The sequence below is a fragment of the Stenotrophomonas sp. 3(2025) genome, assembly GCF_052665395.1.
This window is the reverse complement of record NZ_JBQOIF010000006.1, coordinates 119,684-146,399: the sequence shown is the minus strand read 5'-3', so window position 1 is coordinate 146,399 and position 26,716 is coordinate 119,684. Positions and strand designations below refer to the sequence as shown.

Annotated in this window: 22 protein-coding genes; 9 read left to right on the top strand and 13 right to left on the bottom strand. The window is 67.0% G+C overall.

Annotated elements, in window-relative coordinates:
- Positions 1 to 38: 38 nt before the first annotated feature.
- From ACUXVE_RS06955 to ACUXVE_RS06945, 3 genes are read left to right on the top strand one after another with little or no spacing between them, the layout of a single operon-like run.
- Positions 39 to 1,568, top strand: coding sequence for an MFS transporter (locus ACUXVE_RS06955; RefSeq protein ID WP_445514080.1), 1,530 nt, complete (start codon positions 39 to 41; stop codon positions 1,566 to 1,568).
- 20 nt (positions 1,569 to 1,588) lie between these two features.
- The gene (locus ACUXVE_RS06950; RefSeq protein ID WP_445514079.1) at positions 1,589 to 2,680 is read left to right on the top strand and encodes an HlyD family secretion protein; all 1,092 of its coding nucleotides are present in this window, start codon (positions 1,589 to 1,591) and stop codon (positions 2,678 to 2,680) included.
- A complete protein-coding gene (locus tag ACUXVE_RS06945) occupies positions 2,677 to 4,086 on the top strand; it encodes an efflux transporter outer membrane subunit (protein ID WP_445514078.1) in 1,410 nt (469 codons plus the stop codon). The genes ACUXVE_RS06950 and ACUXVE_RS06945 overlap by 4 nt, the downstream gene beginning before the upstream one ends.
- Before the next feature lie 94 nt (positions 4,087 to 4,180).
- Here ACUXVE_RS06945 and ACUXVE_RS06940 read toward each other — a convergent pair whose 3' ends face one another.
- The 7 genes from ACUXVE_RS06940 to ACUXVE_RS06910 all read right to left on the bottom strand — a co-directional run bounded on the left by ACUXVE_RS06940 (position 4,181) and on the right by ACUXVE_RS06910 (position 10,291).
- Entirely contained in the window at positions 4,181 to 4,579 is a 399-nt protein-coding gene (locus ACUXVE_RS06940; protein WP_301864747.1) for a hypothetical protein, read from the bottom strand.
- A gap of 181 nt (positions 4,580 to 4,760) precedes the next feature.
- Positions 4,761 to 5,324 carry a DUF3916 domain-containing protein gene (locus tag ACUXVE_RS06935; protein ID WP_445514077.1) on the bottom strand — a complete coding sequence of 188 codons (564 nt, stop codon included), beginning with the start codon at positions 5,322 to 5,324 and terminating at the stop codon, positions 4,761 to 4,763.
- 189 nt (positions 5,325 to 5,513) lie between these two features.
- Entirely contained in the window at positions 5,514 to 5,852 is a 339-nt protein-coding gene (locus ACUXVE_RS06930) for a hypothetical protein (RefSeq protein WP_222388387.1), read from the bottom strand.
- Between the two features lie 78 nt (positions 5,853 to 5,930).
- Entirely contained in the window at positions 5,931 to 6,872 is a 942-nt protein-coding gene (locus tag ACUXVE_RS06925; RefSeq protein ID WP_093817987.1) for a DegV family protein, read from the bottom strand.
- A 95-nt stretch (positions 6,873 to 6,967) separates the two neighbouring features.
- Positions 6,968 to 7,600 carry a 2-hydroxychromene-2-carboxylate isomerase gene (locus ACUXVE_RS06920; RefSeq protein WP_445514076.1) on the bottom strand — a complete coding sequence of 211 codons (633 nt, stop codon included), beginning with the start codon at positions 7,598 to 7,600 and terminating at the stop codon, positions 6,968 to 6,970.
- Between the two features lie 19 nt (positions 7,601 to 7,619).
- Positions 7,620 to 8,882 carry an amidohydrolase family protein gene (locus ACUXVE_RS06915; RefSeq protein ID WP_445514075.1) on the bottom strand — a complete coding sequence of 421 codons (1,263 nt, stop codon included), beginning with the start codon at positions 8,880 to 8,882 and terminating at the stop codon, positions 7,620 to 7,622.
- On the bottom strand, positions 8,882 to 10,291 hold the full coding sequence (locus ACUXVE_RS06910) for an amidohydrolase (protein ID WP_445514074.1): 1,410 nt from the start codon (positions 10,289 to 10,291) through the stop codon (positions 8,882 to 8,884). Before ACUXVE_RS06910 ends, ACUXVE_RS06915 begins: the two co-directional genes overlap by 1 nt.
- Before the next feature lie 255 nt (positions 10,292 to 10,546).
- Here ACUXVE_RS06910 and ACUXVE_RS06905 point away from each other — a divergent pair, with 255 nt between their 5' ends.
- The 3 genes from ACUXVE_RS06905 to ACUXVE_RS06895 all read left to right on the top strand — a co-directional run bounded on the left by ACUXVE_RS06905 (position 10,547) and on the right by ACUXVE_RS06895 (position 15,666).
- The gene (locus ACUXVE_RS06905) at positions 10,547 to 14,176 is read left to right on the top strand and encodes an autotransporter domain-containing protein (protein WP_445514073.1); all 3,630 of its coding nucleotides are present in this window, start codon (positions 10,547 to 10,549) and stop codon (positions 14,174 to 14,176) included.
- Positions 14,177 to 14,306: 130 nt separating this feature from the next.
- The gene (locus ACUXVE_RS06900; protein WP_093817982.1) at positions 14,307 to 15,083 is read left to right on the top strand and encodes an AMP nucleosidase; all 777 of its coding nucleotides are present in this window, start codon (positions 14,307 to 14,309) and stop codon (positions 15,081 to 15,083) included.
- Positions 15,084 to 15,126: 43 nt separating this feature from the next.
- Positions 15,127 to 15,666, top strand: a complete 540-nt coding sequence (locus ACUXVE_RS06895) for a DUF924 family protein (RefSeq protein ID WP_032975420.1) — start codon at positions 15,127 to 15,129, stop codon at positions 15,664 to 15,666.
- 120 nt (positions 15,667 to 15,786) lie between these two features.
- Here ACUXVE_RS06895 and grxD read toward each other — a convergent pair whose 3' ends face one another.
- Positions 15,787 to 16,713, bottom strand: a complete 927-nt coding sequence (gene grxD, locus ACUXVE_RS06890; RefSeq protein WP_025874107.1) for a Grx4 family monothiol glutaredoxin — start codon at positions 16,711 to 16,713, stop codon at positions 15,787 to 15,789.
- Positions 16,714 to 16,773: 60 nt separating this feature from the next.
- On the opposite strand from grxD, the gene ACUXVE_RS06885 reads away from it, so the two are divergent.
- On the top strand, positions 16,774 to 17,553 hold the full coding sequence (locus tag ACUXVE_RS06885) for a polysaccharide deacetylase family protein (protein ID WP_445514072.1): 780 nt from the start codon (positions 16,774 to 16,776) through the stop codon (positions 17,551 to 17,553).
- A gap of 253 nt (positions 17,554 to 17,806) precedes the next feature.
- On the opposite strand, the gene ACUXVE_RS06880 is transcribed toward ACUXVE_RS06885, so the two are convergent.
- From ACUXVE_RS06880 to ACUXVE_RS06870, 3 genes are read right to left on the bottom strand one after another with little or no spacing between them, the layout of a single operon-like run.
- Positions 17,807 to 18,538, bottom strand: a complete 732-nt coding sequence (locus ACUXVE_RS06880) for a class I SAM-dependent methyltransferase (protein WP_445514071.1) — start codon at positions 18,536 to 18,538, stop codon at positions 17,807 to 17,809.
- 4 nt (positions 18,539 to 18,542) lie between these two features.
- The gene (locus ACUXVE_RS06875) at positions 18,543 to 19,160 is read right to left on the bottom strand and encodes an SGNH/GDSL hydrolase family protein (protein ID WP_222388394.1); all 618 of its coding nucleotides are present in this window, start codon (positions 19,158 to 19,160) and stop codon (positions 18,543 to 18,545) included.
- 3 nt (positions 19,161 to 19,163) lie between these two features.
- The gene (locus ACUXVE_RS06870) at positions 19,164 to 20,438 is read right to left on the bottom strand and encodes a pyridoxal phosphate-dependent aminotransferase (RefSeq protein WP_117311357.1); all 1,275 of its coding nucleotides are present in this window, start codon (positions 20,436 to 20,438) and stop codon (positions 19,164 to 19,166) included.
- Between the two features lie 112 nt (positions 20,439 to 20,550).
- Here ACUXVE_RS06870 and rsgA point away from each other — a divergent pair, with 112 nt between their 5' ends.
- Together rsgA and ACUXVE_RS06860 are read left to right on the top strand one after the other, a co-directional pair.
- Entirely contained in the window at positions 20,551 to 21,660 is a 1,110-nt protein-coding gene (rsgA, locus tag ACUXVE_RS06865) for a ribosome small subunit-dependent GTPase A (RefSeq protein ID WP_445514070.1), read from the top strand.
- A gap of 156 nt (positions 21,661 to 21,816) precedes the next feature.
- Positions 21,817 to 23,070: a flavohemoglobin expression-modulating QEGLA motif protein gene (locus ACUXVE_RS06860; RefSeq protein ID WP_313250387.1), complete on the top strand. Its 1,254-nt coding sequence runs from the start codon at positions 21,817 to 21,819 to the stop codon at positions 23,068 to 23,070.
- A 436-nt stretch (positions 23,071 to 23,506) separates the two neighbouring features.
- On the opposite strand, the gene ACUXVE_RS06855 is transcribed toward ACUXVE_RS06860, so the two are convergent.
- Both ACUXVE_RS06855 and phbB read right to left on the bottom strand, forming a co-directional pair.
- Positions 23,507 to 25,795, bottom strand: coding sequence for a TonB-dependent receptor (locus ACUXVE_RS06855; RefSeq protein ID WP_445514069.1), 2,289 nt, complete (start codon positions 25,793 to 25,795; stop codon positions 23,507 to 23,509).
- Positions 25,796 to 25,971: 176 nt separating this feature from the next.
- Positions 25,972 to 26,712 carry an acetoacetyl-CoA reductase gene (gene phbB, locus ACUXVE_RS06850; RefSeq protein ID WP_222388396.1) on the bottom strand — a complete coding sequence of 247 codons (741 nt, stop codon included), beginning with the start codon at positions 26,710 to 26,712 and terminating at the stop codon, positions 25,972 to 25,974.
- Positions 26,713 to 26,716: the final 4 nt, after the last annotated feature.

Below are 26,716 nucleotides of genomic sequence, written 5' to 3'. Positions count from 1 at the left end.
CCATATATGCCGTGTACTGCACGGATCGGCAGTCGGCAGTGAGCACGCCGGCCGCCATGCCCGCGGCGCCGGCAGTGCCCCGGCCTGTCGCTGCCCCCGGCTTCGACCGGCGCATCCTGATTGGGCTGTGCGGTGTGCTGCTGGCAGTGCTGGTGTCGGGTTTCAACGAGAACGTCACCAAGGTCGCGCTGGCCGACATCCGCGGTGCGATGGGTTTCAGCGTCGATGACGGCAGCTGGATCGTGGCGCTGTACAGCGCCATGTCGGTCAGCGCGATGGCATTCGCACCGTGGTGCGCAGCCACCTTCTCGCTGCGCCGCTTTGCGCTGGCGATGATCGGCGGCTTCATGGTGCTGGGCGTGCTGTGCCCGCTCGCCCCCAACCTGCAGACCTTTCTGCTGCTGCGCGCATTGCAGGGCCTGTGTGGGGGCGCGCTGCCGCCGCTGCTGATGAGCGTGGCGCTGCGCTTCCTGCCGCCGGGCATCAAGCTGTACGGCCTGGCCGCCTACGCACTGACCGCCACCTTCGGCCCGAGCATGGGCACTCCGCTGGCCGCATTCTGGGTGGAGCAGGTGGGCTGGCACTGGGCGTTCTGGCAGATCGTGCCGTATTGCCTGGCGGCGATGGCGATGGTCGGCTGGGGCCTGCCACAGGATCCCCTGCGGCTGGAGCGCTTCGCACAGTTCGACGGCGTCGGCCTGATGCTCGGCCTGCCGGCGCTGGTGCTGCTGGTACTGGGTTTGGTGCAGGGCCCGCGCCTGAACTGGTTCGACTCGTCGTTGATCACGCTGATGCTGGGTGGCGGTGCGGGTCTGCTGGTGCTGTTCCTCATCAACGAGTGGTTCCATCCACTGCCGTTCTTCAAGCTGCAGCTCCTGGCCAACCGCAACCTCAGCTACTCGCTGATTACCCTCGGTGGCGTGCTGTTCGTGCTGCTGGCGGTGATCTCCATTCCTTCCGGCTTCCTCGCCAGCGTGCAGGGCTATCGCCCGCAACAGACCGCGCCGATGCTGCTGTGGGTGGCGGTGCCGCAGGTCATCGCGCTGCCGTTGGTCGCCGCACTGCTGAACATCCGTGCGATCGATTGCCGTTGGGTGCAGGCCACCGGCCTGGCGCTGCTGGCGCTGGCCTGCTGGCTGGGCGCGCATCTGGACGTCAGCTGGATACGCGACAACTTCCTGTGGGTACAGCTGCTGCAGGTGTTTGCGCAGCCGATGGCGGTGCTGCCGTTGCTGATGCTGGCCACCGGCGGCCTGGCGCCGCAGGACGGCCCCTTTGCCTCGGCGTGGTTCAACACGGTCAAGGGCTTTGCTGCGGTGCTGGCCAGCGGCGTGCTGGAAGCGGTCGCGCAGGGACGCCGCCATTTCCACTCCACCGTGCTGGTCGAGCGACTTGGCGAACAGCCGTGGCTGGCCGAAGGGCCGCAGCTTGGCGCGCGCCTGCACGCGCAGGTGCAGACGTTGACCTCGGCCGATCTCTACCTGCTGGTCGCGTTGGTCGCGCTGGCCTTCATTCCCCTCATTGCCTGGATGCCCACCCGCATCCATCCGCCACGTGCCGTGGCCTGATCCCTTCGCAGGAACTCCCCATGACAATCAATCGAACGTATCTCAACGCCGGCCTCGGCCTGGGCGTACTGCTTCTGGCCGGTGCTGCCTGGTTGCTGCTGCGCGATGGCCGCCACCAGACCACCAACAACGCCTATGTGGTTGCTGATTACACCGTAGTCGCACCGAAGATCGCCGGCTTCGTCAGCGCGGTGAACGTGGAAGACAACCAGGCGGTGAAGGCCGGTGACGTGCTGGCCCGCATCGATGACCGCGACTACCAGGTCGCGTTGCTGGCCGCCCGCGCCGACCTGGCCAATGCGCGCGCGCAGCTGGCCAACGCGCAGGCGGCGCTGGCACAGCAGGGCTCGCTGATCGAACAGGCCAGGGCGAGTGTGGATGTCAGCCGCGCCGAACTGACCCTGGCCAGCGCCGACCAGCAGCGCTACCGCGAGCTGGCCCGCGACGGTGCCGGTACCGTGCAGAACGCGCAGCAGGCGCAGTCGAAGCAGGCCGTGGCCAGTGCACATCTGCAACAGGGACAGGCCGCGTTGTCGACCGCACGCCAGCGCACCGACATCCTCGCTGCCGGGGTGCAGGCCGCACAGGCGGCCGTGCAGCGTGCCGAAGCCGCACAGGCGCGCGCCGAACTGGATCTTTCGCACACCGAGCTGCGTGCACCGATCGATGGCGTGGTGGGACGCCGCGCAGTGCGCGTCGGCGCCTACCTGACCCCGGGCACGCCGGTGGCCGCGGTGGTGCCGCTGCAGCGGGCCTTCGTGGTCGCCAACTTCCAGGAAACGCAGATGACCCGCATGCAGCCGGGGCAGCAGGTCGAACTGACGGTGGATGTATTTCCCGGCACGCGGCTGCGCGGCCATATCGACAGCATCGCCCCGGCCACTGGCGTGACGTTTGCCGCGGTGGCGCCGGAAAACGCGACCGGCAACTTCACCAAGGTGGTGCAGCGCATTCCGGTGAAGATCGTGCTGGAGCCGGAGCAGGCATTGCTGGGCCAACTGCGGGCCGGCATGTCGGTGGAAGCCAGCGTGGATCTGCAGCGTCCGCAGCGTCCGCAGCGGGTGCAGAGCGCGCAGCGCGAGCGGCACCGCACGGGCGGGGAAGGCGCATGATCCGCGTATTCCCGCGTGGACTGGCTGCAGCGGCACTGTGCACGGCGTTGACCGCCTGCATGCTGGGCCCGGACTTCGTGCGCCCGCAGGCCGACCTGCCCACGCAGTGGCAGGGCGAAGCGGTGGCTTCAGCTGCGCTGGATGACGACGCCAGCTGGTGGTCCGGTTTCGATGATCCGCTGCTGGGGCAACTGGCGACGCAGGTACTGCAGGCCAATCTCGACCTGCAGCTGGCCGCCAACCGGGTGCAGCAGAGCCGCGCCGCGCGTGGCGTCACCGCGGCCGACCGGCTGCCCAGCGTCGGCGCCACTGCCAGTGGCGTACGCGCGCGCAACAGCGAGGTAGGCCTGAACGATCCGTCCGGTAATGGCGGTCGCGATGACTATGGGCTGTTCCAGGCCGGCATCGGCATGAGCTGGGAACTGGATCTGTGGGGACGCGTACGCCGTCAGGTGGAAGCGGCCGACGCACGCGTGCAGATGGCTGAGGAAGATGCACACGCGGTGCGCATCGCGCTGCTGGCCGAGACCGCGCGTGATTACCTGCAGTTGCGCGCAATGCGCCAGCTGCTGGCCATCACCGAGGACAACCTCAGCATCGCCCACGACATCAAGCGGCTGACCGAAGCGCGCCAGCGCCAAGGCGTGGCCAGCACGTTGCAGGTCTCCAGTGCGGCGGCGCAGGTGGCATCGCTGCAGGCTCGCATCGCACCGCTGCGGCACCGCGAATCGCAGCTGCGCAATGCACTCGCGTTCCTGCTGGCACAGCCGCCGCAGGCGCTGGATGCGCAGCTGCAGAGCGCGCGCCGCGATTGGGCCGCGTTGCCGACCGTGGCTGTGGGCGTGCCCAGTGAACTGGCCGAGCGTCGCCCGGATGTCCGCCGTGCCGAGGCTGCACTGCATGCTGCCACGGCGGGAATTGGCGTGGCCAAGGCCAGCTTCCTGCCGCGCATCACCTTGAATGGCGATGCCGGTTTCCAGGCCAGGCAGCTGGATGATCTGGATGGCTGGAACGCGCATCGCTTCAGTATCGGCCCGTCGATCAGCCTGCCGATCTTCCAGGGCGGACGCCTGAAGGCCAACCTGGCGCTGAGCAGGCTGCAGCAGCAACAGGCGGCCCTGCAGTTCCGCCGTACCGTGCTGCAGGCCTGGCATGAAGTGGACGATGCCATCGACAGCTATGCCGCCGAACAGCAGCGTGCCGCGCAGCTGCACGTGGCGGTGGATGAGAGCGAGACGGCGCTGGGTGCGGCGCGTCGGCAGTACCAGGCCGGCGTGGTCGACATGCTGGATGTATTGAGCACCCAGCGCATCGCGCTGGACAACCAGGCCGCGCTGGCCAACAGCCAGGCGACCGCCGCGATTGCACGCGTAGAGCTGTATCGCGCATTGGGCGGCGGTTGGTAAGGCGCAGGATGGGTAGTGCCGGCCGCTGGCCGGCAGATGCCGTATGCATGAGTTGCCGGCCAGCGGCCGGCACTATCCTGGCAGGCAGCCCGCGTCAGGCCGCCGGCTTTTCGCGTTTGCGGAACAGCAGATAAGGCCAGATACCGATCAACACCGCTGCGATGACCGTGCCGTAGACCAGCGCGAACACTGACTTGCCCGGCTCGGTCCAGACCATGCCCAGCAGAAGCAGGCCGAACACGATGGTCGGCCCGCCCAGCAGGATCATGGCGAAGGTCTTTATCCGTCCACTGGTGGGCGCATTGGCGAGCTTTCCGACCATGTCGGTACCACCGAAATGCACCTGCAGTGCATCGTTGGTGGAACGGGCGGGCTGCGGTTTTGCGGGTTCCGGCGGTGCCACCGGCTGCTGCAGATCCATTTCCCGAGGCGTCGGCGGCAGCAGGTCCGACAGGTTGGTCTGCTCGATGAGCGCTTTCAGCTTGGGGTCCATGTGCAATCCGTGCAGTCGCCTTTGGCGGCGGCACGATACCAGCACACCCAGATGCCGGGTAGTGCCGGCCGCTGGCCGGCAGCTCGGCAAGGTGAAGCCGGTAGTGGCCAACCTTGGTTGGCACGTTCCAAAAGGCTGCCAACCAGGGTTGGCATTTACCGGAACGGGGCGGTCTTACCCATCACGGCTGGTCGGCAATCTCGCCGAAGAACCAGTATTCCTGTTCCATCCCCTCGTGGTCATCGGCAGGTGGGATGCGCACCTGCACGCCGCGCTCTTCGATGCCGCTGGGCAAGGCGAGCCCCCATTCGGCAGCAAGGCTGCGCGAGGTGATGGCGGTGACCTGTCCATCTGCCGTAGTGGCGACATGTCCCTGGAAATAGTCTTCGTCCAGGTAAAGACATACCTCGCTGGAGAACATGCCAGGCTGGGCGATGCAGCAGGTTATCCGCACACCTGCTTGCGAGGCCGGGCGCGACTGGATCAGATTTGCGCAGGCATTGATCAGGGCCTGCGCGCAGGCGCGCTGCAAAGCCGGCGTCGATGCAGGACCTTCGATCAGGCCTGCGCGAGTGGGAATTTTGTAATTCCAATAACGGGTGTTGGTCTGCAGCTCTTCCGGAGTCGGAAATTCATCGACGAATCTCCGGGCCCAGCGCTGCAGGTAGCGGAGTCGCCGTGGAGCATCGCGCAGCTTCTTCTGGCCGCGAGTGCCTGGCCGGGTGATTGGGTCTGTGTTTCTCATCGCGCCAGTGTGCCAGTCACGTGAGCGATGTGCCGGGAAGTACCAGCCAAAGTTGGCACCTACCAAAGCACGGTCATCATTACCGGGCTATTTGCGACAATTCGGAGGCGCAGAGTCGGTAGATCCCAACCTTGGTTGGCAGCCTTCAGGAAAGCGCCAACCAAGGTTGGCACCTACCAGAGCCGGAACTCAACGCACGTCGCGCAGTTCCCAGTGGTGGCCGGCCAGCAGGCGCAGGCGCTGCTTGAACACGTCACTGTCGATGCGGGTAGTGGCCACCAGGTTGATGCGCAGGTCCTTCTGCTCACCGGTCACGGTGGCCTCCGGATCAGTCGCGCCCCACTGCGGCTCCACCGCATCCGGGTCCGGCTGCTTGTCGCGCCAGCGCTCGAACAGGCTGCCATTGCGCAGCGCGTTCTGCAGTTCTTCGGCGAGGCCGGCAGCGCCCTGCGAATGGAACGACAGGTCGGGGTCGTTGCCGCGGGCCTTGGACGGTTCGGGCAGGCTGATGTGGTACTGCGCAGGCATGTTGATCTCCTTGAGGTGCGGCTAGGCTGGCATAGGCGCGGTGGAATCGATGTGCAGATTCCAGAGCGCGGTTGGCCTTCATTCAAACCGATGCGGCCCATCGGCAAAACCCACGGTGACCGCGCCCTTGCCGACGTTGACCATGCCGGTCAGGCTCATCACCGATTCGTACACGGTCACGCCATGGTCGGCGCAGACCTCCTTCATCTGCGCATAGCCGGGCAGGGCACGCAGCTCGTCCAGTTCGCCGCCGTAGCTGACGCACACGGTCGGCGTCATCAGGCCGGCGCGTACGCGCTGGCCGACCACGCCGAACAGCTTCAGCACGGCGCTGTCGAAACCCTTGATCTTCGCCACCGGCCCGGTCTGCCCGCGATAGCCATGCAGCACTGGCTTGATGTCCAGCGCACTGCCCAGTGCTGCGCTGAGCAGGCCAACGCTGCGGTCGCCCTTGTGCCGGGCGCGGGCACGCATGTAGTACAGGTCGCGGGTGACCATGTAGCCGTGCACGTTGCCGGCCAGTTCTTCCAGGCGCTCACGGATCTGCTGCACGCTGGCATCACTGGCGCGCAGGCGCACCGCTTCCACCGCCGTCACCGCCTGGGCGGCGAACAGGTTCTGGGTATCCAGCACGCGCAGCGCGAACGGCGAGTTGAAGCCGGCCGCCTGCCGCACCGGCTTGTAGTCGTTGAGGATGGCGAAGCTGGCCTGCAGTGCGTTGTCGTGGATCGGGCTGCGGGTCTTGGTGATGGTCATGCAGAACACGTGGTCGTAGTCGATCACCAAGCGTTGCAGGAACAGGTCGCGGATCTGGCTGACGCTGAAGGGGATGGTCTCCGCTTCGGCGCCGTGCTCGGCGACGTGCGCGTGCAGGAAGCTGAGCGTTGCCTGCTCGTCGCGGTGGTCGGCAAGCACCGCTTCGCCGATCCGCACGGTGATCGGCAGCAGCACGATGTTGTGCTCGGCAATGAAGTCCTGCGGCAGGTCGCAGGCCGAGTCGACGACGATTCCGATGCGCATCCGCGGCTCCCCCTCCAGGGCGGTTGTAGGTTCGGAAATGTGAAAACTATCTCAAAACGGGACCGGGCGCGCGAGGGAAAAGCGCCACTGCCTGTTCAGCGACTGCGCTGCACCGCCACCGGCAGCGCCACCGCCTGCCGCCATTCCGGCCGGTCCAGCAGGCTGGGGTCGTCCAGCACCGCCGCCATCAGCGGGTGGGTATCGTTGCCCCAGAACAGATCGCCGTCGATGGCCAGGGTCGGCACGCCGAACACCCCGGCCTCGATCGCCGCCTCGGTGTTGCGTCGCAGCTGCTCCTTGATGGCTGGCTCGCCAATGGCCGCCTCCACATCGCTGATACCCAGCCGGGCGGCGGGTTCGCGCAGGGCCTCGGCCGTGTCGCCGGCGTGGCCGTCGCGCCAGATCCAGTCGAACAGCACGTCCACCGCCGCAGTGCTGGCACCGGCGGCCAGGCACAGGCGCAGGGCCGCCAGCGGATTGAACGGGTGCCCGGGCGGGAAGCGCAGAGGGGTGCCCTCGGCCTGCGCAGTCCACAGCAGCTGGCGGTACATGAAGCGGCGCTTGGCCGGAATCTCCGCCGGGCCCAGGTTGCCCAGATGGTGCAGCACCGCACCAAAGGCGATGGGCACCGGTTGGATGCGCCCGAACTGCGGCAGCTGTTTCACCTTCTGCCAGTGCAGGTAGGAATAGGGCGAGACGAAGTCGAAATACCAGCGCAGGGTGGGCATTGATGGCTCCTGGTAATGGTCAAGGCTGCGCGTTGCGCTGCAGGTAGCGGTCACGCAGTTCGGTCTGGCGCGAGCGCATCGGCATTGCGCGGCCGCCCAGCCAGACCTGTTCGGCATAGTGCGCCACATCCAGCGGATCGCCTTCCCACAGCACCAGGTCTGCACGCTTGCCCGGTTCGATGCTGCCGATCTGGTCGGCCACGCCCAGCACCTCGGCCGGTATCCGGGTCAGCCCGGCCAGGCCGTCGGCCCAGGGCAGGCCATTGGCCACCGCGTTGCCGGCCAACTGGCGCATCTTGCGCGCGTTGTGCGAGGCGTCATCGCGCTGGGCGAAGGCCACCGGTACGCCCGCGCGCTGCAGCCGCGCGGCGTTTTCCAGGGTGGCGCCGATCTGGTCGAAGGTGGCCGGCAGGTTGCCCAGCGCGTCGACGAATACCGGTACCTTGGCCGCTGCCAGTTCCGGTGCCAGCTGCCAGGCCTCGGCACCGCCGGCGACGGCGATCTTCACCTTCTCGCGGGCCGCCCAGCGCAGCAGCTGGCGGATGTCGGCTGCACGGTCCACTTCCACCACAATGCGGCCCTGCCCGGACAGATAGCGGGCCAGCGTGCGGCGACCGGCCGGGGTCAGCAGCGCATGCGGCGAGTCGGCGGCCACTTGGCCGCGTGCCTCGTCCACCATCTGCTGCAGCAGCATCCACTGCGCCGCGCGCGATTGACCGGTCAGTTCAGATGCTGCAGCACCCAGGCGCAGGAACAGCGCGCGCGGGCCGATCGGGTCGGCACTGCCATCGAAACGCACCACGCCGCCCTGGCCGGCAACGAAGCCCCCGCCAGTGGCCGCGCCCAGCGCCGTGAAGCCGATGCCGTCCAGGCGCGCCACCGGAATCAGCACGGACGCCGGGTTATAGGCCAGTGTCACGTCGAACTCCGGGCGCAGCGGCTGCTCGCCGATCTTCAGTGCGCTGTCGACCGTGCTCGATTCACCGGATACTTCCTCGATGCCGATCTCGGTGATGCCACCGAACAGGGCAGGGGTCAGCATGCGGCCCTTGGCTTCGACCACCGGCACACCGGCCGGTGCGGACAGGCCCCGGCCGACCGCGCGGATGATGCCGCCCTGCACCAGCACATCGGCGTCTTCCACGTTGCCACGTGCGCTGGCGGTAGCGACGGTCGCACCGCGCACCAGCAGGTCCTGCGCCGAGGCTGCGGTTGTCAGCAACAACAGCGCAACCAAGGTAGTGCCGGGCCATGCCCGGCGGCGCTTGTTCAACATGCCCATCAGTGCAACTCCTGTCCAAGCTGGAAATCCGACCGCGGCGTTGCCGGTGGCATGCTGCGGTCGTACACACGGCGGCCATCGACGAACACCTGCTCGGCCAGTGCATACGAACTGAAGGGGTTGCCGTTCCAGATCACCACATCGGCCATTTTCCCGGCTTCCAGCGTGCCGGTCTGCGCCTCGATGCCCAGCGCCTTGGCGGCGTTGGCGGTCATCCAGGTGATCGCGCGTTCCGGTGCGATCTCCGGCATGTGCGCGCGGCGCGCGGCGGCCATCACCTTGGCTGCTTCCTGGTTCAGGCGCTGGATGCCCTCGGGCGAGTCGGAGTGGACGATGGCGCAGCTGTTCTTTGGCCGGTCGACCAGCGCGATGTTCTCGGCTATGCCGTCGAAGGCTTCCATCTTGAAGCCCCACCAGTCGGCCCACAGTGCCCCGCACACGCCTTCGGCCGCCAGCCGGTCGGCCAGTTTGTAGGCCTCCACGCCGTGGTGGAAGGCGGCCACCTTGAAGCCGAATTCCTTGGACAGGTCGAGCATGGTGGCCATTTCATCGGCGCGATAGCAGTGGATGTGCACGCGGATATCGCCCTGGATCGCACCGGCGAGCGTATCCAGCTTGAGGTCGCGCTTGCCGCCGGCATCACCGGCGCTGTCGCCCTTGTCGCTGCCGAACCAGCCCTTGCGCTTGGCCGGCTTCGGCGTGTTCTTGGCGATGTAGTCGGCCGCGTCGATGAAGGCTGCGCGGTAACCGGCCACGTTGCCCATCCGCGTTGCAGGTGCCACGCCTTTGCCGCCACCGTAGACGCGCTTGGGGTTCTCGCCGCAGGCCATTTTCAGGCCCCACGGCGCGCCGGGGAACTTCATCGCCTGGTAGGTGGTGGCAGGCACGTTCTTCAGCGTTACGCCGCGGCCACCGACCAGGTTGGCCGAGCCGGGCAGCACCTGCATGCTGGTCACGCCGCCTGCCAGTGCCGCCTGGAAACCTGGGTCCTGCGGCCATACCGAATGCTCGGCCCAGACGTTGGCGGTGACCGGCGCGGTCATCTCGTTGCCGTCGCTGTGCGCGCCGACACCGGGGCTGGGATAGACGCCCAGGTGCGAGTGCACGTCGATCAGGCCGGGCGTCACCCACTTGCCGTCGGCGTTGATGCGGGTGACGCTGGCATCGACCTGCAGGGCATCGCCGACGGCGACGATGCGACCGTCGCGCAGCAGCACATCGGCGTTGTCGAGGCGCTGGCCGGTGCCGGTCAGCACTGTGGCGTTGTGGATCAGCAGCGGCCCATCGGGGTGCGCCTGGTAGGTGCTCGGGTAGGGATCGGCCACGAAGCGCGAAGCGCCCACGGCCGGCGCCGTGCTCAGCGATACCAGCGCCAGACCCAACCCGGCGCGCAACAACGTCGATGTCATGCAGATCCCCTTGGCAGCGTGTTCAACCCACCGACGCTAGCCGGGGAGCGGCGTGCTTGCCAAGTGACCTTGGGCAGGGGCGAAGTGGGGATTTTCCCGACAGTACCAATGTGAAAAATATATTAAGTTGCGGGCACGCCCGCCGATAGCGACATGCGGGTGAGCGCGCGCTGACTCGCCGCGCAGGTGTTCCCACACAGCTCCATGAGGGAGCAGCACCTGAAACAATCCATGGAATCAAGGACGTAATCCCCGATGACTGCTGCAACGTCGTATCGCTCCACCTCTCTCCGTCGTTCTTTCCTGCCTTCCCCGCTCGCATCGGCCATCGTAGGCTCGCTGCTGATGGCAGCCACCCTGCCGGCCCTGGCGCAGGGCACCCCCGACGACCTGTCCCGCTACCAGTACCAGCGCAGCCTGCAGGCCGCATTCGCGCGCCCGACCGTGACCGCAGCACCGGCAACCGCACCGCTGCAGGCGCCTGTCGGCAGCGCGCCGATGGCCAGCGTCGAGCCGCAGCCGGTGATGGGCGCCCCCGCTGACCGCGCCAGCTGGCGTACCAGCGAGTTCAACCGCGACTGGGGTCTGCAGGCCATCAATGCCGACGCCGCCTATGCGCGTGGACTGACCGGTGCAGGGATCCGCCTGGGCGTGTTCGACAGCGGCACCGGACTGGATCATTCCGAATTCGCCGGCAAGAACCACCGCAGCATCCACTTGGCCGATCGCCTGGCTGACGGATCGTTGTGTACCAACACCACCATGCTGAGCGGACCGGATGCCTGCTTCAGCAGCGATGGCAATGACGTGGCCATCGACATGACCCTGCTCGACATGGACCAGGCGAACATTGACAACGTCAACAGCCAGGGCTTGTTCGAAGGGCTGGCCTACAACACGCATGGCACGCACGTATCGGGCACCATCGCTGCCAACCGTGATGGCTCTGGTACCCACGGCGTCGCCTTTGGCGCCGATCTTTCGGTGGCACGCCTGTTCTTCAACAGCCTCACCGTATGGGATGTCGATCCGTCGACCCTGCAGTACCGCAATGGCTCGGTCGGCATTGGTGCGTCCGATGCGGTGTTTGCCGACCTGTACGAGCAGTTGAACGCGCAGCAGGTGCGGGCCGTCAACCACAGCTGGGGTTTCACCAACGAGCCGACCACGGCTGGCCAGCAGGACGCGCAGTTCTTCAACAACCCGGCCTACGACGACTATTTCCAGATCATCGGCGATGGTTCGCGTGCCAATGGCATGATCCAGGTGTGGGCTGCCGGCAATACCTATCCGTACAACACCTCGCCGGAAGACGCGCCGATTGCCGGCGTGCATGCCACCCTGCCGCGCTTCCAGGCCGACCTGGAACCGTACTGGCTGAGCGTGGTCAACGTTGACCGCAACCTGGTCCTGGCCGAAAGCTCCATGCGTTGTGGCCTGAGCGCCAACTGGTGCCTTGCGGCACCGGGCAGCGACATCACCTCCACCGCCTACGGCGCTGACTCGCAGATCATCGGTGCGCCGTTCCAGACCGGCAACGATATCGGCCTGGACATCCAGCAGCGCATGCCGACCTATGCCTACGAGGACATGACCGGCACCTCGATGGCCGCACCGCATGTCACCGGTGCGCTGGGCCTGCTGTTCGAGCGTTTCCCGTACCTGGACAATGCGCAGGTGCGCGACGTGCTGCTGACCACCGCCACCGACCTCGGCGCCGCTGGCGTGGACGATGTGTATGGCTGGGGCATGATGAACCTGGCCAAGGCCATTGAAGGCTACGGTTCGCTGCGCGTGGACACCGACGTGGTGATGAACCAGAAGGCCGGCGGCCTGAAGGTGTGGGAAGGCGATGCGTGGGACGACTGGACCAACGACATCGGCGGTCCGGGCAAGCTGACCAAGAGCGGCATCGGCTGGCTGCGCCTGAGCGGCAACAACAGCTTCAACGGCGCCGTGGTGCGCGAGGGTGTGCTGGAACTTGACGGCGTCAATACGCTGGGCAGCGTGTGGGTACCGGGCGGTCGCCTGGCGCTGAACGGTTCGCTGGTATCGACCCTCCTGGGTGTCGACGGTGGCGAGGCCCGGCTCAACGCCGGATCCGTGGCAAGCAACACCGACATCAATCTGTCAGCCGGCAAGCTGGTGGTCGCCGGTAGCGTCGATGGTCGCTGGTTGAACGTGACCGGTGGCACCGGCACCATCACCGAGACCGGCAAGGTCCGCATGGACAACATCGACATGCGCGACGGCACGCTGCAGGTGGACGGCACGCTGAGCAGCACCCTCTTCTACATGTACGGCGGCAATACCCGGGTGGGCACCACCGGCGTACTGGACAACACCCTTCTGGATATCGTCGGCGGCGTGGTGTCGTTCAACGGTACCCAGAACGGTGGGATGACCGCGGTGGAAGTGGGCGCAACGCTGAAGGGCACCGGCACGCTCGGCTACACGATCGTGAAGGGCACCATTGCACCGGGCAATTCGATCGGTACGCTGACCATCAACGGCGACTACGTGCAGACCGAGACCGGCGTGTACCAGGCCGAGGTGGCACCGGGCAGCCGCAGCGACCAGCTGCATGTCACCGGCACCGCCACGCTCGGCGGCACCCTGGTGGCGCTGCCGGAGCCGGGCATCTACTACCTGGGTGAGCAGTTCAACTTCATCCGCGCCGATGGCGGCGTGAACGGACAGTTCGCCATCACCGACTTCAGCGCGTTCTCGCCGTTCATGCAGTTCAACCTGGCCTACGGCGCCACCGGCGCACGCATTGAAGTGACCCGCGGCAACTCGCTGGCCAGCTCGGCCAGCACCGCAAACCAGCATGCCGTGGCTACCGTGGTCGATACGCTGGCGATCAACCAGGGGCTGCCCAAGCCGCTGACCACGCTGTTCCCGCAGCAGGTGGGCGCAGCGCTGGACAGCCTCAGCGGTGAACTGCATGCAGCCACGTCTATCGCGCTGGTCGAAGGCAGCCGCCATGTCCGCGATGCGGCGCTGTCGCGTCGTGCGGGTGCGACCTCTCCGGGCAGTGACGAGCCGGCCGCGACCGGTGTGTGGGTGCAGGCAATCGGTGGCAGCGGCACGCTGGATGGCAATGCCAACACTGCCCGCACCGAGGCCAACAGCAACGGCCTGCTGATGGGCGTGGACCGCCAGTTCGGTGGTTGGCAGGTGGGCCTGCTGGCCGGCACCGGCCGCACCGACGTCAAGCAGCAGGACGGCCGTCGGGCGAAGTCGAAGATCGACAACACCCACTTCGGTGCATACGCCAGCCACAACTGGGGCGGTTTTGGTCTGCGTGGCGGCCTGGCGTGGAGCGAGCACGACATCGACAGCACCCGTGAACTGGCATTCGCCGGCTACAGCGATACGCTCAGCGCGCGCTACGACGGGCGTACCCGCCAGGCCTTCATCGAAGCGGGTTACCGTTTCGGCGGCCGCGAGGCAGGCCTGGAGCCGTACCTGCAGGTGGCACGTGTTGAAGTGGACATGAAGTCGATCAACGAGCGCGGTGGCGCGGCGGCCCTGCAGGGTGACGTGGACGATACCCGCACCACCCTGGCTACGGCCGGTGTGCGCTTTGACAAGGGTCTGAAGGCTTCGTTCCAGCAGGACAGCTGGCTGCACGTGCGCGGCGGGGTGGGGTATCGCCACGCTTCGGGCGACCGCAACCCGATGGCCAGGCTGGGCTTTGCCAGCGGTGGCGATGCGTTCGCGGTCAGCGGTGCGCCGATCGCCGACAGCGCGGTGGTGGCCGAACTGGGCCTGTCGGCCTGGCTGACGGCCAACCAGCAGCTGGAACTGGGCTACACCGGCCAGTTCGGCGATGAAAGCCGTGACCATGGCGCCAATCTGCGTTGGTCGGTGCGTTTCTAAGCCTGCCGGTTGCCAAGGCAAACCTCGGGAGGGCGGCCGCAGGGCCGCCCTTCTTCGTTGCCGCAGCCGCATGTATGGCGGGGGCGGGCGGGGGCCTACAATATCGGCCCCACGCCGTACCGGAGCGCCCATGAAGAGCAAGCAGGACATCGTCGACAATTGGCTTCCGCGCTATACCGGCGTGCCTCTGGACCAGTTCGGCCAGCACATCCTGCTGACCAACTTCGGGGGCTACCTGCATACGTTCTCCGCGCTGACCGGGGCGCCGGTGATCGGCCTGGACCGGCCGATGGCCAGCGCCACCATCGACGGCATCACCATGATCAACTTCGGCATGGGCAGCCCCAATGCCGCGATCATCATGGATCTGCTGTCGGCGGTGATGCCCAAGGCCGTGCTGTTCCTGGGCAAGTGCGGCGGGCTGAAACGCAAGAACCAGCTGGGCGACCTGGTGCTGCCGATCGCCGCCATCCGCGGCGAGGGGACCTCGGGCGACTACCTGCCGCCGGAAGTGCCGGCCTTGCCGGCCTTCGCCCTGCAGCGTGCGGTTTCGACCATGATCCGCGACCTGGGCCATGATTACTGGACCGGCACCGTCTACACCACCAACCGCCGGGTCTGGGAGCACGACGAGGCCTTCAAGGAGCGGCTGCGGGCGATGCGCTGCATGGCCATCGACATGGAAACCGCTACGATCTTCGCTGCCGGCTTCGCCAACCACATTCCCAGCGGGGCCCTGCTGCTGGTTTCAGACCAGCCGATGATCCCGGACGGGGTGAAAACCGAGGCGTCCGACGCCAAGGTCAGCTCGCAGTTCGTGGAAAACCATATCCAGATCGGCATCGAGGCGCTTAAGCTTATCCGGCGCAACGGCAAGTCGGTCCGCCACCTGCGCTTCGACGAATGATGATGATGGCCTGGCGCGGCGCGCCGGCCCTGGGGAGTAGGTGATGGACGTTGCCGCGCAAGTGGTGGAATTCTGGAAGGACGCGGGCCCTGAAAAGTGGTTCGCCCGCGATGATGCGTTCGACGCGCGGTTCCGTACGCTGTTCGCGGACGAACACCACGCTGCCGCATCGCGCGCGCGCGAGCACTGGCTGGGCAGCGCCGAGGGCGCGCTGGCGCTGATGCTGCTGCTGGACCAGTTCCCGCGCAACTGCTTCCGCGGCACGGCCCATTCCTATGCCACCGATGGCCTGGCACGTCACTACGCCACGCGCGCGATCGAGGAGGGGCTGGACCTGCAGCTGGTCCCCAAGCTGCGCGCCTTCATCTACCTGCCGTTCGAGCACTCCGAAGATCCGCTGGACCAGGACCGCTCGGTCGCGATGTTCGACGTGCTGGGTGACAAGGAATACCTGCAGTACGCCGAACTGCACCGCGACATCATCCGCCGCTTCGGCCGGTTCCCGCACCGCAATGCGGTGCTTGGCCGCATTCCGTCGCCGGAAGAACTGGATTACCTGGCCGAAGGCGGGTTCGCCGGGTAACCGGAACGTCAGCCCCCGCGCTTGGGGCACGGAAGGAGTAGATCCACGCCATGCGTGGATGGGCTCAACAGAAAACGCCGGCTTTCGCCGGCGTTTTTCCCATGTATCAAGCGCCGCCGATCAGTACTTCGGCACGCCGTTGTCCACTTCGTCCGACCAGGCATCGATGCCGCCGGTGACGTTGAACACCTTGCTGAAGCCCAGCGCACGGAACTGCTCCGCTGCCTGCGCGCTGCGGCCACCGTGATGGCACAGGAATGCCAGGGCGGTGTCCTTGGGCAGGGCTTCCAGCTCGGCGCGGCCGTTGCCATCGAAGCTCTTGAACGGCACGCCGACAGCGGCGATGGCGCGTTCTTCGGCCGGACGCACGTCCACCAGCATCACGTTGCCGGCACGCACCAGGTCGTCGGCATCACGCACGCTGATTTCCTGCACCGGCTTGGGCGCGTTCGGGTTGTCGATCGCCAGGCCCTTGCCACGGATGTCGTCGACCCAGTCGATGGTGATGCCATCGGCGCGGCGGGCGCTGGCCAGGTCGAACTGCACGCGCAGGCCGTTGGACTCGGCGGCGATCGCGCCTTCATCGTACGGGGCCAGCTGGAAGTTCGGCTGGAAGCGGGCATCGATGCCCAGCTGCAGCGACGCACCCGGCGAATCGGCCAGCGCGCCCTTCAGCATTTCCACCGCGGCGGGGGTGACGGTGATGCGCGGCGGGGTGCGGTCCGGTGCAGCCAGGCCCAGCACGCTGCTCAGCTCACCGCTGGCGGCCATCTGCAGCACGATGTCGCTGCCGCCGACCAGTTCGCCGTCGATGTACAGCTGCGGGATGGTCGGCCAGTCGCCATAGGCCTTGATGCCTTCACGGATCTCCGCGTCAGCCAGCACGTTGACGTGGGCGAACTCCACGCCCAGGTCCTGCAGGGCACCCACGGCCTTGGCCGAGAAGCCACACTGCGGCATCGACGGCTGGCCCTTCATGAACAGCACGACGCGGTTGTCGTTGAGGATGGTTTCGATGCGCGAACGCAGGGCGGGATCGAGGGACATGGCAGTCATGGGTCCGAAAAATTCGAATCATCAATTCTACCCCCCATGGCATCATGGGGCATGACCAACGCAGGAACATTGCATCGCATCCCGACCCGGCCCTGGCGCTGGGTGCCCTGGCTGGTGCTGTCGCAGCTGGCCGTGATCCTGGTCTGGATGCTGGCGGGCTGGCACTGGGGCCTGGCCCTGATGGTGGCAAGCCACGCGTTGTTCATGGTGCCGGTGTTCCTGCCCAACAGCCGCTTCTATGCGCCGGTGCTGAGCCGGTTGCCCGCGGCCGGCAACAGCGTCTGGTTGACCATCGATGACGGCCCCAGTGAACAGACCCCGGCGGTGCTGGATCTGCTGGACCGGCACCAGGCGAAGGCGACCTTTTTCCTGGTCGGCGAGCGCGTATTGGCGCATCCGGCCTTGGTGGAGGAGATCCTGCGTCGCGGACACGACCTCGGCAACCACAGCCACAGCCATCCGCAGGCGCGCTTCTGGCGGCTGGGCCCGGGCACGATGGCGGCGGAAATCGAGGGCTGCCAGCAGGCACTGCAGGCGGTGAGTGGGCGACCTGTGCGCTGGTACCGCTCGGTGGTGGGCATGACCAACCCGTTCGTGGCGCCGGTACTGCGCAAGCTGGGCCTGGTGCGCGTGGGCTGGAGCGCTCGCGGTTACGACGGTGTCGGCTGCACCCCGGATGGCGTGCTGGCGCGTCTGCTCCCGGACCTGCGCCCGGGCGCGATCGTGCTGCTGCATGAAGGTGCCGCACATGGCCACAACCTGGCCATCATCGAACGGGTGCTGCAGGTGCTGGACGAGCGCGGCCTGAAAGCCGAACTGCCGGCCAGGTGACCGGTAGTGCCGGGCCACGCCCGGCGAGCGCGCAGCGCCGCAAGAGCGAAGCGACCCGCGTTTGCCCTTCGCTTTTCTCCTGTCTTCCGTGGTGGACGTACCCGTAAACCGTCCGTGCCCGGGTGGGATGGGCTGCGCGGGGTATCCGCGCCATGGATGGCGCGGCTAAGCCCCCAAGGAGGGGTTCACGGCGTCCCCGCGCAGCCCATCCAGCCCGGGCAGCCCCCGTAGACAGCCGCCCACCACGAGGGGCTCAGCCGTTGGCCGCAGTTCCCGGCCGCTCGGCCACCAGCAACCAGCTGTTGAACGGCGTGCGCCCATGCAGCGGACGCAACGGAGCCACCTGCATGCCGGCAGCCGCCAGCGTGGCCTGCAGCCGCTGCGGATCCGGGTAGTGGCGAGGTCGCGTGCCCATCCAGCCGACCAGCCAGGCCAGTCGGTCAGCCACCCGCGTGGTGCGGTCGCGGCGGTCGCCGGTCGCCAGCGGCGTGCGCAGCAGCAGACGGCCACCGGGCGCGACCCGCGCGCTCACCGCGCGCAGCAGCTCCAGTTGCGGCGCTTCGTCCAGGTACTGCAGCACATCCAGCAGCAGCACATGCCCACCATGCACCGGCAACGGCGCCTGCACATCCAGACAGTCGAACCGTACGTCGGCCAGGCCACTGCCGGCGCGCTGCGCACGGGCGATCTTGTCGCTGTCCACGTCGACCCCGAGATACCGCTGCTGGCGGCCGCGCTGGCGCAGCACATGCGCGAACAGGCCCAGCCCGCAGCCCAGGTCGAGCACCGGCTGGCCGTCGTCGGGAAGGTGCTGCAGTACGCCGTCATACAGCGGGTCGCTGCCCAGCTTGCCGCGCGTGTAGTAGTAATCGCGGCGGCTGCCCCAGGCCTGCATCGGCCGGAAGGACTCGGCGATCAGGCGCGCCTGCCCGGGATCCAGTGGCGAACAGGGCAGGGGCGTGCCGTTCCGTGGCGTGCCGTCCATCGTCTCAGTCCGTCCTGCCCAGCAGGTGTGCGGCCACCGGCAGCGCACGCGCGCTCCACAGCGCGTACATCCGTGCGGACGGGTGCAGGCCATCCTCGGCGATCATCGCCGGGTCAGCGCCGGTGTCGCGGCTGATATCGGTGATGTCGACGAAGGCCACGCCCTGCTGGGTGCTGATCACCTCGGCGGCAGCGTTGAACTCGTCGGTTTCCAGTTCGATCTGGCCCAGGTCGCGACCGCTGCCTGCACCGTACGGCGTGGTGCCCCAATCCGGGAAGGACAGCACCAGGACCCGGTCCGCACGGCCGCCGGCAAAATCAATCGCGCGCTGCAGCAGGGCCTGGAACTGCACCTGGTACTCGTCCAGCGGACGCCCGCGATACTGGTTGTTGACGCCGATCAGCAGGCTGACGAAGTCGAACGGCCCTTGCGGCGCAACGTCGTTGATGCCGGCATCGAGCTCGTCGGTGGTCCAGCCGGTGGTGGCGATGGTCTGCGGGTCGCCCAGCGCGATGCCCTGCGCGCGCAGGGCGGCGGCGAGCTGATGCGGCCAGCGGCCGTCGACCGCGACCGCTTCACCGATGGTGTAGGAATCGCCCAGGGCCAGATACGACAAGCCCATCGATCAAGCCACCGACCGGCGGGGCTTCAGCGGCACCACCTTGGTGGCGTCTTCGGCACGGCGGGCGAGGGCGCGGTCGATACGGGCGAACACGTCGCGCATCACCGACGCCTCCGGCAGCAGGGTCACGCGGAAGTGATGGCGGTAAGGCACGTTGAAGCTCGAGCCCGGTACCACCAGCACGCCGTCGTTGTTCATCAGGTCCAGCGCGAAATTATGATCGTCGAAGCCCTTTGCAGCGGCACCGACTACGGCCGGGAACGCGTACAGCGCACCAGCGGGGGCAACCAGCGACAGGTGCTCGCTGGCCGCGCAGGCTTCGATCACCGCGCGGCGGGTTTCATACAGGCGGCCACCCGGCGCGCACAGCTCCGAGATGGTGTCCGGGCCGTTCACTGCGGCGTCGATGGCGTACTGGCCCGGCACGTTGGCACACAGGCGCAGCGCGCCCAGCAGGTCCAGTGCGGCACGGAAGTCGCCCAGCCGCGCGTCGTCACCGCTGAGGTGTGCCCAGCCCACGCGCCAGCCGCAGGCGCGGTGCACCTTGCTCAGGCCGCTGAAGGTCAGGCAGGGATGGTCGCCGGCCAGTGGTGCGACCGGCTGGAACACCGCGTCGTCGTACAGGATCTGATCGTAGATCTCATCGACCAGCAGCAGCAGGTTGTGGCGGCGCGCGATCTCGACCACCTGCTCCAGCAGCTCGCGCGGGTAGCTGGCACCGCTGGGATTGTTCGGATTGATCAGCACGATGGCGCGGGTGCGCGAGGACACCAGCGTCTCGATCTCGCTCGGGTCCGGCTGGAAGCCGTTCTCGGCGGCGCAGCGGTAATACACCGGGCGGCCATCGTTGAGGATGGTCGAGGCCGACCACAGCGGGTAGTCCGGCGAGGGCACCAGCACTTCGTCGCCCGGGTTGAGCAGCGCACGCAGCGACAGGTCGATCAGCTCGCTGACACCGTTGCCGACGAACACGCGGTCCGGATGGGCATCCGGTGCGCCACGGCGAGCATAGGCAGCGGCGATGGCCTCGCGGGCGACCGGCAGGCCCTGCTGGTGGGTGTACGGATCGGTGCGGCCCATGTCATCGGCGATCGCGCGCTGCAGGTGTTCCGGTGCACGGAAGCCGAAAGCGCCGGGATTGCCGATGTTGAGCTTGATCAGCTTGTGGCCCTGCGCTTCCAGTTCCCGGGCTCGCCGTGCCAGTTCTCCGCGGATTTCGTAGCGCACTTCGGAAAGGCGCTCGCGGATGACCAGGGGTTTGGGCGAGGGAGTGGACATGGGCGGTGGGCCGCAAAAGGCATGGGGCTTCCATGGTAGCGGAATTGCTGCAGCGCATGGCAAGGGCCGCAGGGCCCGCCAACATTGGGCTGGGCGGCACCACACAGGTAGAATGGCGGCGATGACCCAGACCCCCGATTTCACTGCTCTGCAGACCATTGGCTGGCCCTGGCCGGGCCCGCCGCAGCAGGCCGACTGGCAGGCTGTGATGGCCGCACACCCGGAGGCCCACCCGGCGCGGGTGATCGAGCAGCATCGCACCCACTATGTGGTGGCTGATGGCCCGGAGGCATCGATCAAGGCCGAATCGCTGCCGGAGTGGCAGCGCCCGCGCTTCCCCAGCCACGAACGGCCGGCGGTGGGCGACTGGGTGCTGCTGGATGGCATCCGCATCGTTGCCCTGTTGCCGCGCCGTACCGCCATCAAGCGTGGCGCTGCCGGTGAGCATTACCACCAGCAGGTGATCGCCGCCAACATCGATACCGTCTTCATCGTCTGTGGCCTGGATGCGGACTTCAATCCGCGCCGTATTGAACGCTATCTGCTGCTGGTCGGCGGTGGCGGTGCCGAGCCGGTGGTGGTGCTGACCAAGGCCGACCAGACCGAGTACAGCGAAGATGCGCTGGCGGTGCTGGAAGAGCTGGAGATGCAGGGCATCGCCCTGCATGCGATCAATGGCCTGGATGCCGACAGTGTTGCAGTGCTGGAGCCGTGGCTGGGCCCCGGCCGCACGGTGGTGCTGGTGGGTTCTTCCGGTGCGGGCAAGTCGACGCTGACCAACACGCTGCTGGGCGAACAGCGCATGAAGACCAATACGGTGCGCGCCAACGATTCGCGCGGCCGCCATACCACCACCCACCGCGCACTGATGCCACTGCCGATGGGCGCCTGCCTGATCGATACGCCGGGCATGCGCGAACTGAAGCCGACCGGCGAAGAAACGCTGGCCGAAGGCGGTTTCGCCGACATCGAAGCACTGGCCGCGCAGTGCCGCTTCCGCGACTGCATGCACCAGCAGGAACCCGGCTGTGCCGTGCGTGCGGCGATCGATGCCGGCGAGATCGAAGAGAGCCGGCTGCTGAATTACTTCAAGTTGAAGGAAGAAGTGGCCGCCGCCGCCGCCAAGCTGGCCGTGCGCCAGGCCGAGACCGCGCAGGAACGCGGTGGCAGGAAGGGCAAGAGCCAGCAGTTCCGCCCGGCGGGCAAACCGCGCCGGCGCTAAGGCTGGAGAATGGTGGCTGCCAACCTTGGTTGGCACTGTCACGGCAGGGGCAGCCCAGTAGATCCACGCCATGCGTGGATGCTTTCCGCGCATGCATATCTGTGCCAACCACGGTTGGCACCTACCAACGTGCGGGCAGGGCGTTATAGTCCGCCCATGGAACCGACCGCGACGCTGGACCGTGACGTGGCCCACCATGCAGCGCTCGATGCGCGCCTGGTCGAGGCCGTAGGAGGCATCCGCCTGCTGGGCCTGACCAGCTGGCCGGCGACACTGCAGGCACCCTTCCTGGACAGCGTGGCCCGTGGCCAGCCGACGCTGCCGGTGGTCGACTACCCGAAGCTGGACTTCAGCGCCGAGCGTCGCGCGCTGGCGGCACTCGCTGCCGAGTGTGACGAAAGCCATCCGCTGGGCCATTACGTGCGGCAGTCCGCGCAGAGCTGGGATCTGGCCGCGCAGCTGCTGGAAGGCCTCGGCACCGCAGCCGTGGATGCCTGTTCGGTGCAGTTGTTCGGGTCACCCGAGCAGCCGTTGCCGGGCAACGGACCGAGCACGCGCGATGCGGCGCGCCACTTCATCCAGATTGCTGCCGAACTGGATCACGAACTGCTGGCACCGGAAGAGCAGGTGCCGGTTTCGGCGATCGCCCTGCAGCTGCAGCTGCAGAATGATCTCGATGCGTTTTTCGAATCACGCATCATCCAGGTGCAGCTGGACCCGGAGCTGGTCTCGAAGGCGGCTGCCGGACCGACCCGCATCCGCCTGCGCACCAGTGCGCGTTTCAGCGCCTACGATCGCGCGCAGCTGTTCCACCACGAAGCGCTGGTGCATTCGTTGACGGCGTTGAACGGTCGCGCGCAGCCGGTGCTGCCGAGCCTGGCGCTGTCCTCGCCACGGGTGACGGCCACCCAGGAAGGACTGGCGACGTTTGCCGAGCAGATCACCGGCAGCATCGACATCGAGCGCCTGAAGCGCATCAGCCTGCGTACCGAGGCGATCGCGATGGCGCGCGAAGGTGCGGACTTCATCGAGGTGTTCCGCTACTTCTGCGATGCCGGGCAGAACCCGGAAGAGAGCTTTGCCTCGGCGCAGCGGGTGTTCCGCGGAGTGCCGCCAAGTGGGGGCCTGGCCTTCACCAAGGACACGGTGTACCTGCGCGGGCTGGTGTCGGTGCATACCTTCTTCCGCCACATGCTGGCCGAGGATCGCCTGCAGGTCTGCCGCTGGTTGTTCGCCGGCAAGATGAGCCTGACCGATGCGATCGCGTTCGCCCCGTTGTTCGAATCGGGTGTGCTGAAGCCCCCGCGCTGGCTGCCGCACTGGATGAGCCGGGCCAACGGCCTGGCCGGCATGCTGGCGTTCTCGCTGTTCGCCAACCGCATCCGGATGGACCAGCTGGCGCCGGAATGAAATGCGTTGGCGGCTTGTCGCGTCTTGATTGATATCGGGAGAGCGGGGGGCTTGCGCTGGCCAGGACACGCCGCAAGTACGTCCCTGTAGGCTCGGCCACGGCATCCATGCCGTGGACGGTCCTGGCCAGCGCAAGCCCCCCGCTCCAGACAATTTCCCGCTAGACGGCCAGCAATCCACCAGAGGGATTGCGTTTGAAAAGCTTGAAAAGCAAAGAGCCGGGCAATGCCCGGCTCTTTGCTTTTGCTCTTGCTTTCCATTGCCTCCGCGCCGGCGCAGGAAATCGTCGAGCGAGGTGGGACGGGCCGAGGCTGGACCGTGAGGCGCATGGATGCGCCGACCGAGCCTACAGGGACGTACTTGCGGCGTGTCCTGCCTCGGCCCGTCCCACCTCGCCCCGCTGCGGTACTGATGCGCCGCAGCGCCCGCTTCTGACTTAGAACTCCGCCGCCACCGTCATGAAGATCTGCCGCGGCGCACTCGCATGGATTGCATACCGCGTGCCCTTCGGATCGGTCGGTGCGAACGAACTCAGCTGGCCGGCATAGCGCTTGTTGGTCAGGTTGGTCGCGTTCAACGACACCCGCACGTTGCGCAGGCCCATGCCCGGGCCGAAGTCGTAGCCGGCGCCGGCATCGAAGGTGGTCACGCCCGGCACCGACTGGTCGTTGGTGTAGGTGTAGTACCGCTTGCCGGTGTACTTGGCGCGCAGGCTGGCGAAGAAGCCATCGCGGTTCCAGCTGATCTCGCTGGACGCCATGCGCTGCGGCGTATCCACGGTGATTTTGCCGGCCACCGGCACGATCGCACCGCCCGAGGTGTAGTCATCCTCGTAGGTGGTCTTGTTCCAGGACAGCGCGTTGTACCACTGCAGGCCATCGACCGGCTTGAGGATGAAGGTCAGCTCTGCGCCATGGCTCTTCACCGAACCGACGTTGATGAAGCGCGTCACGCACTCCGGACGCGTGCCTACCTCGATGCTCGAGCACGGGTTCAACGACAGCAGACGGTTGTCGAACTTCACGTTGTAGGCCGCGATCGATGCCTGGTATTTCTCGCCGAAGGTACGGAAACCAGCTTCCAGGCTCTTGGACTTCTCCGGCTCCAGGCCGGCGCTGGCCGCGAACGATTCCGGCGACACCTGCAGCGGGCCACCGCTGCCGCCGCCGACGAAGGCGGCGATGTTCTCGGCGTACGAGGCGAACACTTCATTGTTGGCGTTGAGCTTGAAGCCCACGCCCAGCTGCGGCAGCACCGATTCCTTGGCGGTCAGCGTACCCGAGGCGATGCTGGTTTCCACGCCCGGCTGGGCCTTGGCAGTCATGCGCGTGTTGGGGCTCTTGATACCCACGTCCACGGTCAGGCGCTGGTCGAGGAGGCGCATGCGGTCCTGCACATAGAACTGGCGGGTACGGATGTCGAAGTCCTGGTTGAACAGGCGACGGTCCGGGTTCTGCAGGTACAGGTCGTCCAGGAACGGGCCGCTGATGTAGTAGAAGTTGCGCGAGACGTTATGGTCGTTCTGTTCGTACCACACACCGGCTTCCAGTTCGTGGATGCCCAGCGTCCACGACAGCGCAGCGGTCACGCCATCGCGGTTGATGGTGTAGTTGGTGCTGCGGATCGAGATCGGCAGCATCCTGTCGGTGCCCGGGTAGGACGGCTGGCCCGGTGCCCACCAGTGGCCCTGGCCACGGTTTTCGTGGTGGTAGCCCAGTAGTTTCAGGCGGCCCTGTTCACCCAGGCGGATGTCGGCGTCGATCGAGTACAGGTTGTCATCGCGCAGCGCACGGCTCTGGTAGTAGGCATCGTCGATGCTGTTGACGCCGCCGCTGAATGCACAGCGTGCCTTGTTGTAGGTGCCCGGTGCGCAGTATGCAGCCGCGACGGCGCGATCCCAGTCCGGTGCATAGATGTTCCAGTCATAACCCAGGCCGCGCGCCAGCATGTCCTTGGACAGGTAGGCATAGTTGGCCTGGCTGGCGCGCGAGGTGGCGACGAAGGCACCGAAGCGGTTGTCGCCCACGTTCCATACCGCCTTGGCATTGAACTGGCGGGTGGTCTGGTTCTGGTACGGCGCGGCCCACATGTCCTGGTCCTGGTGCACGCCGGACACGTAGGCCGAGAAGCCGTTGATGTCGCCGGTGTCCACCCGCAGGTAGCCGCGGCGCTGGTTGTCATCGCCGACGGTGATGCTGGCGCGGCCGCCAAATTCGGTGGACGGGTCCATCGAGAAGTACTGGATGGTGCCGCCAAGGTTGCTGGTCGAGGCCACGCCCAGCGAGCCGATGCCCTGTGACAGCTCGGCGCCGGCCAGGTTCTCGGCGATCAGTGCACGGGCGATGCTGAGGCCGTTGTAGTTGCCGTAGCTGTTGTCGCCCAGCGGGATGCCGTCCAGCGTGTAACCCAGGCGGCTCTTGTCGAAGCCACGCAGGCTGATGGTCTGTGATTCCTCGTTGGCACCGAACGCATCGTTGGACTGCACCGACACGCCGGGCAGGCGGTCGAGGATCTTCTGGCCGCTGGTACCCGGCGGCAGCACCTGCTTGTCGACGGTGGTGATGCGCTGCACCTGGCGGGTCTCGCCCTGGCCGATGACCGAGACGGTATCCAGCGTCTGCGCGCTCAGCGCGGTATCGGCGGTGGCGTCGGTGGCTTCAGCGGCATGGGCGCTGGCGGCGGAAAGCGCGATCGCCACGGCGATCGTCAGGTATCGGGTCTGCATGATGGTCCGTTGCATGGGGGATGGTCACCGGCCCGGGGGCGTGGTGCACGGCCACTATGCGAACGGAACATGAAACCTTGTTTACGGAAAACCAACGAACGGCGTCGTGGGGGAAGCCGCGCAGGGCGTGAATCTGCCGGGGGAGGGAAGCAGACCCACGCCCTGCGCGGAGAGGGCTAGCCCATGTACAGGCCACCGTTGACCGGATAGTCGGCACCGGTCACGTAGGAGGCTTCATCCGAAGCCAGCCAGGCACACAGGCCGGCCACTTCTTCCGGGCGACCCAGGCGCCGCACCGGTACCGACGCGGCCAGGCGATCCAGCACGTCCGGCGGGAAGCTGCTGATCGCCTGGCTGGCGATGTAGCCTGGCGACAGCGTGTTGACGGTGACCCCGCGCGAGGCGACTTCAGCGGCCAGCGCACGGCTGAAACCGTGCATCGCGGCTTTTGCCGTGGCGTAGTTCACCTGGCCGATCTGGCCCTTGTGCGCGCTGACCGAACCGATGTTGATGATGCGGCCCCAGCCGCGCGTGGCCATGCCATCGACCACCTGCTTGGTCAGGTTGAACAGCGAATTGAGATTGGAGGCGATCACTGCATTCCAGTCCTCCACCGCCATCTGCCGGAACAGCAGGTCGCGGCTGCCGCCGGAGTTGTTGACCAGCACGTCCACCTCGCCCACTTCGGTGCGGACCTTGGCGAAGGCCGCCGTGGTCGACGCCCAATCGGTGGCGTTGCCTTCGGAGGCGATGAAATCAAAGCCCTGTTCGTGCTGCTCGCGCAGCCAGTTGGCCTTGCGTGGCGAGTTGGGTGCGCAGCCGGCAACCACGGTATGGCCGGAACGGGCCAGGCTCTGGCAGATGGCAGTGCCGACACTGCCCATCCCGCTGGTGACGTAGGCGATGCGAAGAGTCATTGCA

Excerpts from the sequence above, each read along its gene's own strand:
- ACUXVE_RS06950 (WP_445514079.1), top strand. The coding sequence starts at position 1,589 with ATGACAATCAATCGAACGTATCTCAACGCCGGCCTCGGCCTGGGCGTA.
- ACUXVE_RS06945 (WP_445514078.1), top strand. The coding sequence starts at position 2,677 with ATGATCCGCGTATTCCCGCGTGGACTGGCTGCAGCGGCACTGTGCACG.
- ACUXVE_RS06940 (WP_301864747.1), bottom strand. The coding sequence starts at position 4,579 with ATGGACCCCAAGCTGAAAGCGCTCATCGAGCAGACCAACCTGTCGGAC.
- ACUXVE_RS06935 (WP_445514077.1), bottom strand. The coding sequence starts at position 5,324 with ATGAGAAACACAGACCCAATCACCCGGCCAGGCACTCGCGGCCAGAAG.
- ACUXVE_RS06930 (WP_222388387.1), bottom strand. The coding sequence starts at position 5,852 with ATGCCTGCGCAGTACCACATCAGCCTGCCCGAACCGTCCAAGGCCCGC.
- ACUXVE_RS06925 (WP_093817987.1), bottom strand. The coding sequence starts at position 6,872 with ATGCGCATCGGAATCGTCGTCGACTCGGCCTGCGACCTGCCGCAGGAC.
- ACUXVE_RS06920 (WP_445514076.1), bottom strand. The coding sequence starts at position 7,600 with ATGCCCACCCTGCGCTGGTATTTCGACTTCGTCTCGCCCTATTCCTAC.
- ACUXVE_RS06915 (WP_445514075.1), bottom strand. The coding sequence starts at position 8,882 with ATGGGCATGTTGAACAAGCGCCGCCGGGCATGGCCCGGCACTACCTTG.
- ACUXVE_RS06910 (WP_445514074.1), bottom strand. The coding sequence starts at position 10,291 with ATGACATCGACGTTGTTGCGCGCCGGGTTGGGTCTGGCGCTGGTATCG.
- ACUXVE_RS06905 (WP_445514073.1), top strand. The coding sequence starts at position 10,547 with ATGACTGCTGCAACGTCGTATCGCTCCACCTCTCTCCGTCGTTCTTTC.
- ACUXVE_RS06900 (WP_093817982.1), top strand. The coding sequence starts at position 14,307 with ATGAAGAGCAAGCAGGACATCGTCGACAATTGGCTTCCGCGCTATACC.
- ACUXVE_RS06895 (WP_032975420.1), top strand. The coding sequence starts at position 15,127 with ATGGACGTTGCCGCGCAAGTGGTGGAATTCTGGAAGGACGCGGGCCCT.
- grxD (WP_025874107.1), bottom strand. The coding sequence starts at position 16,713 with ATGTCCCTCGATCCCGCCCTGCGTTCGCGCATCGAAACCATCCTCAAC.
- ACUXVE_RS06885 (WP_445514072.1), top strand. The coding sequence starts at position 16,774 with ATGACCAACGCAGGAACATTGCATCGCATCCCGACCCGGCCCTGGCGC.
- ACUXVE_RS06880 (WP_445514071.1), bottom strand. The coding sequence starts at position 18,538 with ATGGACGGCACGCCACGGAACGGCACGCCCCTGCCCTGTTCGCCACTG.
- ACUXVE_RS06875 (WP_222388394.1), bottom strand. The coding sequence starts at position 19,160 with ATGGGCTTGTCGTATCTGGCCCTGGGCGATTCCTACACCATCGGTGAA.
- ACUXVE_RS06870 (WP_117311357.1), bottom strand. The coding sequence starts at position 20,438 with ATGTCCACTCCCTCGCCCAAACCCCTGGTCATCCGCGAGCGCCTTTCC.
- rsgA (WP_445514070.1), top strand. The coding sequence starts at position 20,551 with ATGGCGGCGATGACCCAGACCCCCGATTTCACTGCTCTGCAGACCATT.
- ACUXVE_RS06860 (WP_313250387.1), top strand. The coding sequence starts at position 21,817 with ATGGAACCGACCGCGACGCTGGACCGTGACGTGGCCCACCATGCAGCG.
- ACUXVE_RS06855 (WP_445514069.1), bottom strand. The coding sequence starts at position 25,795 with ATGCAGACCCGATACCTGACGATCGCCGTGGCGATCGCGCTTTCCGCC.
- phbB (WP_222388396.1), bottom strand. The coding sequence starts at position 26,712 with ATGACTCTTCGCATCGCCTACGTCACCAGCGGGATGGGCAGTGTCGGC.